Source organism: Aequorivita antarctica, from assembly GCF_007997155.1.
GTDB lineage: Bacteria > Bacteroidota > Bacteroidia > Flavobacteriales > Flavobacteriaceae > Aequorivita > Aequorivita antarctica.
The window spans coordinates 338,546-352,059 of sequence record NZ_VORT01000003.1 but is presented as its reverse complement, the minus strand read 5'-3'; the positions used below and the strand labels follow the sequence as shown (position 1 = coordinate 352,059).

Annotated in this window: 15 protein-coding genes; 1 reads left to right on the top strand and 14 read right to left on the bottom strand. The window is 37.7% G+C overall.

From position 1 onward, the window contains the following. Positions 1–16: 16 nt before the first annotated feature. The 4 genes from ESU54_RS06240 to ESU54_RS18155 all read right to left on the bottom strand — a co-directional run bounded on the left by ESU54_RS06240 (position 17) and on the right by ESU54_RS18155 (position 5,051). Positions 17–934 carry a PorP/SprF family type IX secretion system membrane protein gene (locus ESU54_RS06240; protein WP_111843307.1) on the bottom strand — a complete coding sequence of 306 codons (918 nt, stop codon included), beginning with the start codon at positions 932–934 and terminating at the stop codon, positions 17–19. A gap of 125 nt (positions 935–1,059) precedes the next feature. Further along, positions 1,060–4,203 carry a gliding motility-associated C-terminal domain-containing protein gene (locus ESU54_RS06235; RefSeq protein WP_111843308.1) on the bottom strand — a complete coding sequence of 1,048 codons (3,144 nt, stop codon included), beginning with the start codon at positions 4,201–4,203 and terminating at the stop codon, positions 1,060–1,062. A gap of 34 nt (positions 4,204–4,237) precedes the next feature. Beyond that, complete coding sequence (locus tag ESU54_RS06230) at positions 4,238–4,567, bottom strand: hypothetical protein (protein ID WP_146743959.1); 330 nt, start codon at positions 4,565–4,567, stop codon at positions 4,238–4,240. Between the two features lie 298 nt (positions 4,568–4,865). After that, positions 4,866–5,051, bottom strand: coding sequence for an endonuclease/exonuclease/phosphatase family protein (locus ESU54_RS18155; protein WP_262510797.1), 186 nt, complete (start codon positions 5,049–5,051; stop codon positions 4,866–4,868). 86 nt (positions 5,052–5,137) lie between these two features. Here ESU54_RS18155 and hflX point away from each other — a divergent pair, with 86 nt between their 5' ends. Beyond that, positions 5,138–6,349 carry a GTPase HflX gene (gene hflX / locus ESU54_RS06225; protein WP_111843310.1) on the top strand — a complete coding sequence of 404 codons (1,212 nt, stop codon included), beginning with the start codon at positions 5,138–5,140 and terminating at the stop codon, positions 6,347–6,349. Between the two features lie 78 nt (positions 6,350–6,427). On the opposite strand, the gene ESU54_RS06220 is transcribed toward hflX, so the two are convergent. From ESU54_RS06220 to ESU54_RS06175, 10 genes are all read right to left on the bottom strand, one after another. Beyond that, positions 6,428–7,354, bottom strand: a complete 927-nt coding sequence (locus tag ESU54_RS06220) for a DUF3078 domain-containing protein (protein WP_111843311.1) — start codon at positions 7,352–7,354, stop codon at positions 6,428–6,430. 111 nt (positions 7,355–7,465) lie between these two features. Further along, positions 7,466–7,972 carry a DUF2480 family protein gene (locus ESU54_RS06215; RefSeq protein WP_111843312.1) on the bottom strand — a complete coding sequence of 169 codons (507 nt, stop codon included), beginning with the start codon at positions 7,970–7,972 and terminating at the stop codon, positions 7,466–7,468. A gap of 68 nt (positions 7,973–8,040) precedes the next feature. Further along, positions 8,041–8,364 carry an SUF system Fe-S cluster assembly protein gene (locus ESU54_RS06210; RefSeq protein ID WP_111843618.1) on the bottom strand — a complete coding sequence of 108 codons (324 nt, stop codon included), beginning with the start codon at positions 8,362–8,364 and terminating at the stop codon, positions 8,041–8,043. 4 nt (positions 8,365–8,368) lie between these two features. Further along, a complete protein-coding gene (locus tag ESU54_RS06205) occupies positions 8,369–8,794 on the bottom strand; it encodes a SufE family protein (RefSeq protein ID WP_111843313.1) in 426 nt (141 codons plus the stop codon). A 9-nt stretch (positions 8,795–8,803) separates the two neighbouring features. Further along, positions 8,804–9,244: an META domain-containing protein gene (locus tag ESU54_RS06200; RefSeq protein ID WP_111843314.1), complete on the bottom strand. Its 441-nt coding sequence runs from the start codon at positions 9,242–9,244 to the stop codon at positions 8,804–8,806. Between the two features lie 56 nt (positions 9,245–9,300). Continuing rightward, the gene (locus ESU54_RS06195; protein WP_111843315.1) at positions 9,301–10,518 is read right to left on the bottom strand and encodes an aminotransferase class V-fold PLP-dependent enzyme; all 1,218 of its coding nucleotides are present in this window, start codon (positions 10,516–10,518) and stop codon (positions 9,301–9,303) included. A gap of 10 nt (positions 10,519–10,528) precedes the next feature. Next, the gene (gene sufD / locus ESU54_RS06190; RefSeq protein WP_111843316.1) at positions 10,529–11,842 is read right to left on the bottom strand and encodes a Fe-S cluster assembly protein SufD; all 1,314 of its coding nucleotides are present in this window, start codon (positions 11,840–11,842) and stop codon (positions 10,529–10,531) included. Between the two features lie 39 nt (positions 11,843–11,881). Continuing rightward, positions 11,882–12,271, bottom strand: coding sequence for a four helix bundle protein (locus tag ESU54_RS06185; protein ID WP_111843317.1), 390 nt, complete (start codon positions 12,269–12,271; stop codon positions 11,882–11,884). A gap of 56 nt (positions 12,272–12,327) precedes the next feature. Next, on the bottom strand, positions 12,328–13,077 hold the full coding sequence (gene sufC, locus ESU54_RS06180) for a Fe-S cluster assembly ATPase SufC (protein WP_111843318.1): 750 nt from the start codon (positions 13,075–13,077) through the stop codon (positions 12,328–12,330). Then, the gene (locus ESU54_RS06175) at positions 13,078–13,485 is read right to left on the bottom strand and encodes a hypothetical protein (protein WP_111843319.1); all 408 of its coding nucleotides are present in this window, start codon (positions 13,483–13,485) and stop codon (positions 13,078–13,080) included. Positions 13,486–13,514 lie beyond the last annotated feature (29 nt).

The following is a 13,514-nucleotide window of genomic DNA, read 5'->3' as shown; positions in this document are numbered from 1 at the left end:
GAAATTTGTTTGGTTATTAGAAGAATCTTGGTGAACGTAAAACTCGTGGTTTAAAGAACAGATCAAAAGTCAATACTACTTCGTGCGAAGCTGGACCTATTGTTTTAATGTCTGAGGTAACGTGGTCATAAGCATAGCCCACACGGATGTTTGGGGTAATTTGAAACCCAACTAAACCACTGAAGGAATCATCCAATCTGTAGGATGCTCCAAGTTCGAACTTGTCATAAAATAGTGCGTTCAAGTTTCCATCATAAGAAATGGGTGCGTCAAAAGCAGATTTCACCATTACGGAAGGTTTCAACTTAATGTTTTCAGAAAGTTGGAAAATGTAACCTGCTGTGGCAAAATAGTGATTGGTTTCAGAACCGTACTTGATTCCGTTTTCATCTAAATGCACAGATTTCAGCATATTGGGAACAGAAAGACCTAAATAGAACTTATCGCCATAAAGAAAAGCACCCGCGCCAATGTTTGGGTAGGTGTTGTTTATATCTTCGGAAAAGATAGGGTCATTGGGATCTTGTAATTCCAAAGAGGAAAGTCCCACCTCGTGAAAGGTTGCACCAGCTTTTAGCCCTAAAGCCAGCTTTAAGGTACTTCCCAATTGAAGTGTATAGGAAAAGTCTGCATACACATTGGTTTCCTTTACGGGGCCCAATTCGTCTTTTATTGCTGAAAGGCCAAGCCCAATTTTTTCACTTATAGGCGAATGTGCCGAGAACGTAAAAGTTACTGGGTTGCCTTCCAAACCGGACCACTGGTTTCTGTAAAGTGCGGTTAATGACAGGCTTTCCTTAGAACCCGCATAGGCTGGGTTCACCACATTCATATTGTACATGTACTGGGTATATTGAGGGTCTTGTTGCGCCTTTGCTTCCTGAAAGAGCAATCCTGCCATCAATACAATTAGGATATATATATGTTTTTTCATCGGTATAAAATATTTGATAATGTGGTAGATGGAATGCCCAAATGATTCATTTTTCTTTGTTTTGATAGGTGATAATGAGCATTTCATTTTTATCTATTTGGTAGTTAAAAAGTATTTAATGGTTTTTAGTTTGCTTTCTGGTTAAGATAAATCCAACCCGTGGCCTGTGAGCCATAAACAGCATCATTACCTGCAATGTCAATTGCATAGAAATACGTTCCCGTTGGTAGTTCGTTACCGTTTTTATCTTGGCCGTACCATTGGTTGATGTAATTGTTCTGCTCAAAAACCAAAGTTCCCAGTCTGTTGAAAACTTGAAGTTTTAAGCTTCCACTTCTATCGCTGAGAAAGGTAAGATCAAGGTTATCGTTATAACCATCGCCGTTTGGTGAAAGTCCTTCGGAAATTACACAGTTTCCAACCGCGTATAGACTAACATCTACTGAATCGGTAGCAGAGCACCCGCCCACTGAAATCAAAACGGTGTAAGTTTGGACACCCATTGTTCCTGGTGTTACCATAAAGTTCAATGTACTATCTGTTTCTCCAGTCAATAAAGTTCCATTTAGATACCATTGATAGGTTGCACCCTCTTCAACTGTTGTTGCAGTCAACGTTTGGGGTTCGTTAGGGCAAGTTGTAAAATCCTCATCAACAGTTACTTCAAGATCATCGCGTAATGAAACTGTTATGGTATCTGTTGCAGAACAACTTCCAATAAACGCTGTTACGGTATAGGTTCCCTCTTGGGTAATTATTAAGGTGGAATTGGTTTCACCTGCTATAATTGTTCCATCAAGATCCCATTGGTAATTCGCATTTGGATTTTGGTTAGTAAGCGTAGCTTCCAAAACCACTTGGGTGTCAAAACAGATTTGAAAATCATCGCCAAGGGCTACTTCTATATCACCTAGGCCGACTACCACACTATCTGTTCCTGTACAAGAGTCAACAGTTACAGTTACAGAATAAGTTCCTGGCTGAGTAATAAGGAGTGTTTGATTGGTTTCACCAGACAATAAAGTTCCATTGAGAAACCACTCGTAAGTTGCGCTCTGTGGATCGCCATCTACTTGGGCGGTAAGGACGGTGTTTGTATCAAAACAACTTGTGAAATCAGCACCCAAATCTACAATAACGGGATCTGAAATTATGATGTCGATACTATCTGTTACAGTACAAGGACCATCCGTTATTTCCAAAGTATAGGTTCCGTTTTCAGAAACCGTTATGGTTGGTGTGGTTTCGCCTGTGCTCCATAGATAAGTGATTGCTGGAGAAGCTCCGGTAATTTGAGGAACTATTTCAAAGGAAGAGCCATCGCAAATAATTTGGTCTGGGCCCAAGTCCAAAGTTGGAGGATCATTCACTATAATAGCTACTGAAAAAGTTTGCTCACTACAAGGTGGGTAGGTTACCGTAACACTGTATGTTCCTGCTGCTGTTGGGGTAAAGGTGGCATCTGTTGAAACTACGGTTCCACCTCCATCGGTCCATTTATACGTAACCAAACTTAAATCGATAGCTGGGTTTGATGGGGTTGCATCAAGAACTGGGAAGGTGTCTCCCAAACAAAGGATCACTTCGGTTGGAAGGTTTCCTGAAAGATCTTCTGGGTCACTCAATACAAGTTGAAAAGAAACGGTGCTGAAACAAGTTGGTTCCGCAACTTTTTCTACACGCACATATATTGTTTCTGGGTTTGTTGTATTTGTATACGCAGCTGGATTCACTATTGCATTTTGGCTAGCTTCGGCATCAAACTGGCTTAGATGGAAGGTAGTATTTAAAAGTGCAGGGTCTTGACCATTCAAAATAGTTGCTATTTGGTCTTCTAGATTGAACTCTTCCATTCCGTCGCCGTTAGCATCGCAAGCGCTGAGGTCTGGTGGAGTTACAATCTCGGGCTGTTGGTTTTGAAGACTTAACGTAATATCATCAATAGCCAAATCGTTTCCACAGCCTCCAGGGGCATTATTAATTAATACAAGTTGTACGTCTGTATTTGTTCCAGTATTGAAGATAATTGCAAATTCTTGCCAGTTAGGATCGGGTCCATTGGGAATATTGCCTGTGTTTGTTTCTGCAATAAGGTTTCCAGAAGGATCTTCAATCCTAAAGATTACGTTTGAAGGTTCGCCAGTTCCACCACATATACCAGTGTCTGTATCATAAACAGTTGTAATCCACGCATTGAATGTATATTCAATGTTTTGGTTCAAGGTAATGGTTCTTCTGTAAAACTCATCGGGAGCAAAGGAAGCGTTTACGAAAAGCATTCTTCCATCAACATCACCATCGGTATGGTCTTCCATATCTGTAAACCATCCAGTGTTTAAACCAACTGAGGTGTTGGAAATGGTGTATTCGCCATCTTCCACTTGCGTAACGCCATTGAATATATAATTTGTGTAAGGGGTGGAAACTCTTCCTGTGCCTGTGCCAAAATTTTCTTCAAAATCGATACCTTCACAGATAGGTTCTACGGTACAACCACCTCCAAAAAGAAGTGTGATATTTACATCATCACTCACTGGCACGTCACAATCTGTTCCATCTGCAATTACTTCATAATTTCCAGTCTGCGTTACTAGAAGCATGTCGGTATTTTGTCCTGGGATTAACACCCCGTCTTTATACCATTCATAGCTTTCCACAGGTCCTGAAATGGTTGTAGTTAGTTGAAATTCTGGCACATCACAAAGTAGTTGGTCGCCTTCATTGATTTCTACGGTACAGTCAAAAACAATAGAACAGTCAAAGGCATCTGGGTCTCCAAACGTTAAATCAAATATATCTGGTGTGGATGAAAACCTATCAACAACAATGATAACTTCATCACCCGGAACCAGACTTAAAAATTGTACTTGACCATCACCAACTGCTGTTTCACAAAAGTCTGTTGATGTAAGGTTTAAACCTGTATCGTATTCACCAGCAGAAGGTGCGTCATAGCTAGCTCTATCTGCTACTCCAAGATTATTACAGTCTGCATTTACCCAAACCGCAAAATCATAATCTATATCGCCAGTGGGTTCAATTTGAAAAGTAAAATTTGTGGGCTGTATAATCGCAAGTAGATACCAAGCGGTACGTGTTCCTTGCAATATTTGACAGCCAGTATCTATAGTTATTGGAGAGGGGTCTATTGCATTATTGTCTTGACCATCCTGACTGGTACATATTGGAATTAATATATCACAAACCTGGGCTTGTATAGCCGCATTAGAAAATATAAAAAGACCAAATAAGAGTATTAATTTTTTCATTGAAGGTTATTTTATTTAAAAGGAGGAAATTTTATCACACTTTTTTAAAAGTGTACTTTTTAACTTCAGTACCATTAATATATATATGAATGTCGTAGGTTCCTTTATCCAAAGAGGACAAGTCCATTTTTAGCGCTTGCGAACCTTCATTTTTGGTTATTTCTTTTGTAAAAACTATTTCATTGTTTTTTGTAACAGCATATTTAATCTCTTTATAATCAATAAAATCCATCATTAAAACAGCACTTGAACTTACTTCAAGTGGCATAAATGTTATTGATGAATCGTAATTTATTGATGTTATTTCTTGACTATATATTAAGGAACTAAAAAGAAATGTGAGGAGTAAAAGTTTTTTTTTCATGGGTATAAAATATTTTGTTAAAGCGAAATATGGAATGCTCTGATTATTCATCTTCCTATCCAAAAGCTGGAGGAGATGCAACAAAGAAAATTAAAAATGAAATGAAGAGTAAAAGTGATTTAAAGCTGTCTTTAAAATAATGGTGGCAACTTTGTAAATAGAGAGGTAATTTTTTATTCATAAAGTTTTTGTTGGTGGTTAGAGTGCTTTATTGTTTGTTAACTTTTATTTAACATTGTAATATATAAATATTTTAAGAATTTTTATAAAGTCTTGATTAAATTTTTGTTTAAAACATTTAATATACTGTAAAATGCTCACTCAAATCTCCCAAAATAGTTATTTCAATTTTCCTACTGTATCGTTTTTCGTTACAAGCCATTTCTTTGCCAAGCGTAAAATCGTCATCCAGCTTTTTTTGGTCATTTTCGGTATTAAAGTGATTTTCCAGATTGTAAAACGCTACGGTATAAAGGTTTTTTATGTTTAAGACTGAAATGTTGTTAATTGCTTCTAAAGTAGAAAAAACTCTTGCTAAGTGTTTTGTACATTTGCGCTATAAATAATTTTATGATAGAGCAAACGGACATTTCTTACGAAAAAACAGTATTGATAGGGCTGATTACAAAATTTCAGGACGAAGATAAATCTGAAGAATACCTTGATGAACTTGAGTTTTTGGCTTATACCGCCGGTGGCCAAGTGCTAAAACGTTTTACCCAAAAATTGGACGTGCCCAACCCCAAGACTTTTATTGGTACAGGAAAGCTGGAGGATGTAAAAAACTTTGTGGAAGAACACAAGGTGGGAGTGGTAATATTTGATGATGAACTTTCACCAGGCCAACAAAAAAACATCCAAAAAGAATTGGATTGTAAAGTACTTGACCGCACCAATTTGATTTTAGATATTTTCGCGCAAAGAGCACAAACCAGTTATGCCCGCACACAAGTTGAACTTGCTCAATACCAATATTTGCTGCCCCGCCTTGCTGGAATGTGGACTCACTTGGAACGTCAGCGTGGTGGTATCGGTATGCGCGGCCCAGGGGAAACCGAAATTGAAACGGACAGACGTATTGTTCGCGACCGTATTGCCTTACTGAAGGATAAATTGAAAAAAATTGACCGCCAAATGGAGGTGCAGCGCGGTAATCGTGGCGCATTGGTTCGTGTGGCTTTGGTTGGTTATACAAACGTTGGAAAGTCTACTTTGATGAACGTAATCAGTAAAAGCGATGTTTTTGCAGAAGATAAACTCTTTGCGACATTGGATACAACCGTTCGAAAAGTAGTTATTGGGAATCTTCCATTCTTGTTAACAGATACGGTTGGTTTTATCCGGAAATTGCCCACACAACTTGTGGAATCTTTTAAAAGCACCTTGGATGAAGTGCGAGAGGCAGATTTGTTATTGCATGTGGTAGATATTAGCCATCCTTCTTTTGAACATCATATAGATTCTGTGAATAAAATTCTTGAAGAAATAGGTAGTGCAGATAAACCAACAGTTATGGTTTTCAACAAGATAGATGCTTACCATCCCGAAGAGATTGAGGAGGACGATTTAATGACCGAAAAGACCAAGGCCCATTACACTTTGGAAGAATGGAAACAAACGTGGATGGCAAAACTGAACGGCGAAGCCATTTTCATTTCGGCCTTAAACAAAGAAAATTTCAACGAGTTCCGAAAACTTGTTTATGAAAAAGTGAAGGAAATCCATACCACCCGTTTTCCTTACAATAGCTTTTTGTACGATGAATATACCGAAGAGGATTAAATTCTTCCGAAGATTTCAACAATTAAAAAAGCCGATTCAGATATCTGAATCGGCTTTTCATTTTAATTAAAATTTCTCTTAGAATCCATAAGTTACACCAACACCCAAAGCTTCACGAATCTGGAAACCTTGTATGGCATTGTCATCATAAATTGCTTGGAAAGTTACGTTTGAAGTAATGTATTTATTCACTTTCATCACAAGGTTGAAAGTATAATCAATATCAACATTTTGTGGATCTTCAAGGTAATTTGAATAAAGGTTCAAAATGTTTTCTGCGGAAATATTCGCCATAATATTAAACTTGGCATAAGCAGAAACTGAAGCACCAAATTCAAAACGAGTGCTTTCATTGGCGTCAACCCCAAAATATTTGTTTTCGTTATAAGCATCCAAGGCACCAGGAACAGTCTCATCCACTGCGGTAAAATCTTTGTCCACTAATATAAGTTTAGCGGTAGCAGGAGAAATATTTACATACAGATTGTCGCTTTTTTTCCAAAGCATACCAGGGCCAAACTGAATATAGGCTGGTGACAAGATATGTGTAGTTTCGGTACGATACCCTTCGTCTTCTGGATTAAGATCCTTATTGAACTCATAGCCCTTTGCGAACTGGGTTTTGAAGTTAAAAAACAGGGAATAATACCAATTGCTTTCTTTTATCTGTTGACCCAAAATGGAGTTTAATTCCAAACGGTCGTTGGTCTTACGGGAGTATTTATCATCCTTGTTTCTGGTTAAGCCATATTCTCCAGTCAAACGGTTGTTCCAAGAAATTTTATCGTGCTTATAATTAAAATCATAAGTTAGTGAAAGGTTTCCTGAATAATTTGAAGTTCCACCACCAGTCCATTCTGCATTGAAGGCTGCTTGGTTGAATAATAACGAAATATTTCCGGCACGAGTCCAACCATTAGGAATAGAATCTTTCGGAGTTTCTTCTTGGGCAATTATAGCCATAGGTGCAGCAAATAGAACTGCAAGAAGTAAAAATTTTTTCATTTTATAATAGATTTTGTTTGTGCAAAAATACTTACTCTTTGAATATTTCGCAAAAACATACTTATAAAACAACATTTTTTCAATAATTCTTAGAACGCACTTTAAGAGTCCTTATTTTCTTTTAAAAAGAGGCACAGAAGAGCAAGCCTCGCCGTACATAATACTTTTGGCAACAGGCTGAAGATTTTGCGCCAAAAGCACATAAGCATTCTGCGGAATGGGTTTGTGGGAGCAGCCTTTGATGATTACGGACTTGTCTATATATTCTGAGAAGTCAATAGTTTGAAGTAATTCAGCAAAAAGAATGCTTTCTAGTTCATCCAAACTACCCACAGTAATTTTTTTGGCATAAGGTGCTAAATGGAGCGATAAAAGTAAATTTGCCCAACCTGGAATAATTGCATCTGTGCTGCAGAAAAGCGCCACAAATTTATCCTGATATTGACTCCAATCGTGCTCCGTAGCTTTATTACGAAACTCACTTTCGCGAAGCACTATACCTTCCAAAAGCCATTTCGAAATATCAAAAGAAACCCGTTCTCCCTTTGGATAGATTTCCTCAAGGTCGAAGGTTACAAGTTTGCTGTTCGCTACGCGATTTATTATTTCTTGGGACACGCTGAAATTTATTGTATTACTGAGCTATGAATTTATGAGGCAACTAATTACTGTATATTCAATATGAATTAAAGCATTCCAAGTTCAAGCTTCGCCTCTTCGCTCATTAACTCTTGGCTCCACGGAGGGTCGAAGGTTATTTCTACTTCGGCGTCTTTTACCATTTTCATAGATTTTATCTTGTCTTCCACTTCCATTGGCAAACTTTCTGCAACTGGGCAGTTTGGCGTAGTAAGCGTCATCAATATCTTAACTTCACGGTCTTCGTTGATAAAGACGTCGTAAATAAGTCCGAGTTCATAAATATCCACGGGTATTTCTGGATCGTAAATGGTTTTTATAACCTCGATAATTTTTTCGCCCAATTCGGCCATGTCTATTTCTGCTTCCATTTGTTTAATTCTTAACTTGTGTTTGGTATGCCAACGCATACATTTTCATTTGTTTAATCATTGAAACCAAACCGTTTGCCCTAGTAGGTGAAAGATGTTCTTTCAAGCCTATTTCGTCAATAAAATCAGTATTCGCATCTAGTATTGCCTGTGGTTTTTGATCTGAAAAAACCCGTACCAAAACGGCAATAATTCCTTTGGTGATGATGGCATCGCTATCGGCGGTGAAAATAATTTTACCGTCTTTCATTTCAGAATTTAGCCATACTTTGCTTTGACAGCCTTTGATGAGTTTATCTTCATTTTTCAGGGTTTCGTCAATCAACGGAAGCGATTTACCGAGTTCTATCATATATTCGTAGCGCTGCATCCAGTCGTCGAACATAGAAAACTCTTCAATTAACTCTTCCTGTATTGCTTCAATCGTCATATACTCTTTTTAATTATTCGTGTCTTTGGTTGCACTGATCAGCACACTTCTGTCAGTTTTTGAATAAAACGTTAGAACGCCATTATTCAAAGCATACGAACCAGTGTTTTTTAATGCATCTAAAAAATCTCGTTCAGATTTCATAATGTTTTTGTCCATACACATCTTTTCGCTAACTGCTAAATCGCCAAAACTGATGCTGTAAAGATCAAGAGTGTAATTTCCAAATACTGAATTACAGCCCGTTGTTCCACGGAAGGAGTTGTCCAAAGCAGACAGTGTAAAAGTTGGGTTTGTGGTGTTTACTAATTTCTTTCCATTTATTGCGGAAACAGTATAACTCCCTGTTAGTTGCACGTTTCCGGCAACGTCAATTACTTTTTTGGTTTCGTCGCACCCTGTAAAGATTACTGCAAATATTAATAATGATAATGTGGCAAGTGTTTTCATAATTTATGTTTTAAAGATGAACAATCAAAGTTCAAGTTTTAACTTAGATTGATTGGTTAACTTAACATCATTTTAGCTTTTTTTACGGCATTTACCAAAGCATCTACTTCTTCCAAAGTATTGTAAAAGGCGAAAGAAGCGCGAACAGTTCCGGGAATTTTATAAAAATCCATAATGGGTTGGGCGCAGTGGTGGCCTGTACGCACAGCAATTCCAAGTTTGTCAACAATTGTTCCAATATCATAGGGATGAATTCCTTCAATATTGAAAGAAACCACTGAGGTTTTATCAGGTCCCGTCCCGTAAATTTTCATACCTTCTATTTCCAACAGTTTTTCGGTGGCATATTTTAAAAGTTCGTTTTCGTGCTTTTCAATGGCTTCAAAACCAATATCGTTAAGATAGTCTATGGCTGCGCCAAAGGCAATTCCGCCACAAATATTGGGCGTTCCCGCTTCAAATTTATGTGGAAGTCCCGCATAAGTGGTTTTTTCGAAAGTCACTTCCGCAATCATCTCGCCGCCGCCTTGGTAGGGCGGAAGTTTGTTGCCCCATTCCTCTTTCATATAAAGAATCCCAACACCAGTTGGCCCGCACATTTTGTGGGCTGAGGTGACGAAGAAATCTACATCTAGTTTTTGAAGATCCGGTTTTATATGGGAACAGGATTGTGCCCCGTCAACCAGGACTGCTGCTCCAACTTCATGTGCTTTTGCAATAATCTCGTCAATCGGATTAATGGTTCCCAATGCGTTTGAAATATGGTTTACAAAAACAAGTTTCGTCTTTTTGGAAAGCAATTTTTCATATTCCTCCATAATCAAAACGCCTTCTTCATTCATCGGAATCACCCTCAAAATAGCTCCCGTTTTTTCACAAAGCATTTGCCACGGCACAATATTACTATGGTGTTCCATTGCTGAAACAATTATTTCGTCGTCCTTTTTTAGAATTTCAGAAAAACCGTTTGCAACAAGATTTATTCCGTGGGTTGTACCTGCGGTGAAAATCATTTCGTAGGCTTCCTTCGCGTTAAAATGTGTTTGAATTTTTTTACGAGAAGCTTCATAAGCATCCGTTGCTTCCTGCGAAAGCGTATGTACGCCGCGGTGAATGTTTGCGTTGTAATTACTGTAATAATCCACAATGCAATCAATAACCTGCTTCGGTTTTTGCGAAGTTGCGGCATTGTCCAAATATACCAGTGGATAGCCATTTACCTCTCGGGAAAGGATTGGGAAATCATTTCGTATTTTTTGAACATCAAACGACATAAGAGTGATTTTAAAGATCAAACCCCAAGCTAACCCCAATTTTATTGGCAATAAGCTTGTTGATCCGCATCTTCAATTCGGGAATTTTTACACTTTCCAAGACGGTGTTTGCGAAGGCGTACATCAACAAAGCGCGTGCTTCTTTAAGCCCAATTCCACGGCTACGGAGGTAGAATAAAGCGTCTTCGTCAAACTGGCCGATGGTACAACCGTGGGAGCATTTTACATCGTCTGCAAAAATTTCCAACTGTGGCTTGGCGTTGATTGTGGCTTTATCGTCAATAAGAATATTATTGTTCTGCTGAAAAGCATCAGTTTTTTGGGCATCTTTTTCAACAACTATCTTTCCATTGAAAACGCCTGTGGACGATTCTGCAAAAAGCCCTTTGTAATCTTGATGGCTCTCGCAGTTTGGTGCAATGTGGTGTACTAAAGTGTTGTGGTCAACATGCTGTTTGCCTTTAAGGATGGTAATTCCTTTCAGGGTAGAATCGCAGTTTTCACCTTTTTGATAAAAGTTGAGGTTGTTTCGAACCAAATTTCCGCCAAAGGCGAAGGTGTGTACGCGACAAACCGTATCGCGTTGTTGCGAAATATAGGTATTGTCAATCAATGAAGCGGTTGCTTCATCGGTTTGAATTTTGTAGTAGTCTACATAAGCGCGTTTCTCTGCAAAAATTTCGGTAACCGAATTGGTCAAAACTTCATTGCTGGAAAGGCTTTGGTGACGCTCTATGATTTGAACATGTGCGTTTTCGCCAACAACAATTAAGTTTCTGGGTTGAAGGAACATCGAAGCCTCATTTCCAGTTGAAAAATTGATTATTTCAATAGGTTTTTCAACTTCTTTGTGCGCCGGAATGTGAATGTATGCACCTTCTTTCGTGAAAGCTGTATTTAGCGCAGTTAAACTATCGCTTTTTGCTATTTTATTGAAATAGGTTTCAATAATGGGTTTGTATTTGCTTTTGTTCAAAGCGGCAGACATCAAGCAGACATCCAACGAATCGTGCGTGGTTTCCGAAAGAAAAGAGTTGTAAACACCATCCACAAAAACAAGTTTATAGGTATCTATTTCGTGAAGGAAGTACTTGCGTACATTTTTCAATTCTACATTTCGTTCCTTGTTTGAAAAGACACAGTAATCGGGTTTCAGTAATGAATTAAGCGATGTATATTTCCAGGCTTCTTCCTTTTTTGTTGGAAATCCTTTTTCCTCAAAAATTTTAATGGCGTTGTTTCGCAACTCATGTAAGGGCGAATCAAACTCCAAATAATCTTCGAGAGCTATGTATGATGATAATAATTTGTCTTTAAAACTCATGAAAATTCTTGTTTCAAGTTTCTTGTTTCAGGTTACAAGTTATTTGAACTTGTTTCCTTTAAATTCATTTTTATTTAAATAGATGATAAAGTTTGCTATTCTCTTACTCAGGCTCAAATATGTGTCTGCCAAAGAGGATAGTTCTTCTTCGGAAATATAATCTGAATCGAAAACTCTGTATAATTGAGAGCGGGATTCTCCAGCTGAACCTTTTGCGATTGATAAAAATTGTCTGAATTCCTTGTTTCCATCCTGTTCAAATCCTTCTGCTATATTGTCCATTACTGAACCCGATGAACCTTTTATTTGATCTTTTAGTTTGTAATCGGCTTTTAGTTCAGTATTTCTTGAAAGCAGAATTATTTCTTTGTAAAGAAGTCTTGCTTCTTTACAAATATCTAAATCCTCAAACCGTTCAATTGTTGCCATAAATTTTTAATTTTTAACCAACCAGAAACTTGAAACAAAAAACCAGAAACAAATATTTAAACCAATTCTTCTTTAATCCAATCGTATCCTTTTTCTTCAAGCTCGTATGCAAGTTCCTTGCTGCCGGACTTTACTATTTTTCCGTTCATCAATACGTGTACAAAATCTGGAACTATATAGTCTAAAAGACGCTGATAGTGTGTAATTAATAGAACTGCGTTGTCTTCACTTTTCAATTTGTTTACTCCGTTTGCAACTATTTTTAAAGCATCAATATCCAATCCAGAATCGGTTTCGTCAAGGATTGCTAATTTAGGTTCTAGCATTGCCATTTGGAAAATTTCGTTACGTTTCTTTTCGCCACCAGAAAAACCTTCGTTTAAAGAGCGTGAAAGAAACTTGCGATCAATCTCCAGCATATCGGCCTTCTCCCTTATCATTTTAAGCATTTCTGCAGCTGGCATATCTGCTTGTCCTTTTGCTTTTCTAGTTTCATTAATTGCGGTTTTGATGAAGTTGGTCACCGAAACACCTGGAATTTCTACAGGATATTGGAATGAAAGAAAGATGCCTTTGTGAGCTCTTTCTTCGGGATCCAAGTCAGAAATGTCCTCGTTTTCAAAAGTGATGTAACCACGAGTTACTTCATATTCATCTTTGCCAGCGACAACCGAAGCCAATGTACTTTTACCGGAACCGTTGGGTCCCATTATTGCGTGGACTTCGCCCGCTTTTACTTCAAGATTGATGCCTTGCAGTATATCTTTTCCTTCTAGTCCGGCGTATAAATCTTTAATTTTTAACATTTAATTCTTCTTTTCTGTTTCGTTTAATTTAATATCTATTTCGGAAGGTTTATCGGCAATCCTCATAATTTCTGTGATTGTTATTATCTCTTCCCATTCGCTTTCTTTGTCAGTATTCTTGGAAACTATTCCTTTAACAATGACGCCAACCATATCAAAATCGTTTTTTTTAATTGCCGCTACCTGTTTTGAGAGTCCTTCGGAAAGCAAGTCTCGCTTAACTCCATAAATATAATTGGGGCCCATTAGTACCAGCGCTCCGTCGGAACTTATAAAATCTCCTTTGTAAGCTTGTATTTTTTGTACATTTTCAACAGTTGTTTCCTCGGTTTCCGTGTTTTTCTCTTCTGAATTTTTACAAGAAAAAATTGCTACTGAAAGCATTAGCAACAAAATGGTTTTTTTCATAATTAATAGTTTGATTTAGAATGAATATT

Excerpts from the sequence above, each read along its gene's own strand:
- ESU54_RS06240 (WP_111843307.1), bottom strand. The coding sequence starts at position 934 with ATGAAAAAACATATATATATCCTAATTGTATTGATGGCAGGATTGCTC.
- ESU54_RS06185 (WP_111843317.1), bottom strand. The coding sequence starts at position 12,271 with ATGGCAACAATTGAACGGTTTGAGGATTTAGATATTTGTAAAGAAGCA.
- ESU54_RS06205 (WP_111843313.1), bottom strand. The coding sequence starts at position 8,794 with ATGACGATTGAAGCAATACAGGAAGAGTTAATTGAAGAGTTTTCTATG.
- sufD (WP_111843316.1), bottom strand. The coding sequence starts at position 11,842 with ATGAGTTTTAAAGACAAATTATTATCATCATACATAGCTCTCGAAGAT.
- ESU54_RS06200 (WP_111843314.1), bottom strand. The coding sequence starts at position 9,244 with ATGAAAACACTTGCCACATTATCATTATTAATATTTGCAGTAATCTTT.
- ESU54_RS06230 (WP_146743959.1), bottom strand. The coding sequence starts at position 4,567 with ATGAAAAAAAAACTTTTACTCCTCACATTTCTTTTTAGTTCCTTAATA.
- sufC (WP_111843318.1), bottom strand. The coding sequence starts at position 13,077 with ATGTTAAAAATTAAAGATTTATACGCCGGACTAGAAGGAAAAGATATA.
- ESU54_RS06195 (WP_111843315.1), bottom strand. The coding sequence starts at position 10,518 with ATGTCGTTTGATGTTCAAAAAATACGAAATGATTTCCCAATCCTTTCC.
- ESU54_RS06235 (WP_111843308.1), bottom strand. The coding sequence starts at position 4,203 with ATGAAAAAATTAATACTCTTATTTGGTCTTTTTATATTTTCTAATGCG.
- hflX (WP_111843310.1), top strand. The coding sequence starts at position 5,138 with ATGATAGAGCAAACGGACATTTCTTACGAAAAAACAGTATTGATAGGG.
- ESU54_RS06210 (WP_111843618.1), bottom strand. The coding sequence starts at position 8,364 with ATGGAAGCAGAAATAGACATGGCCGAATTGGGCGAAAAAATTATCGAG.
- ESU54_RS06220 (WP_111843311.1), bottom strand. The coding sequence starts at position 7,354 with ATGAAAAAATTTTTACTTCTTGCAGTTCTATTTGCTGCACCTATGGCT.
- ESU54_RS06175 (WP_111843319.1), bottom strand. The coding sequence starts at position 13,485 with ATGAAAAAAACCATTTTGTTGCTAATGCTTTCAGTAGCAATTTTTTCT.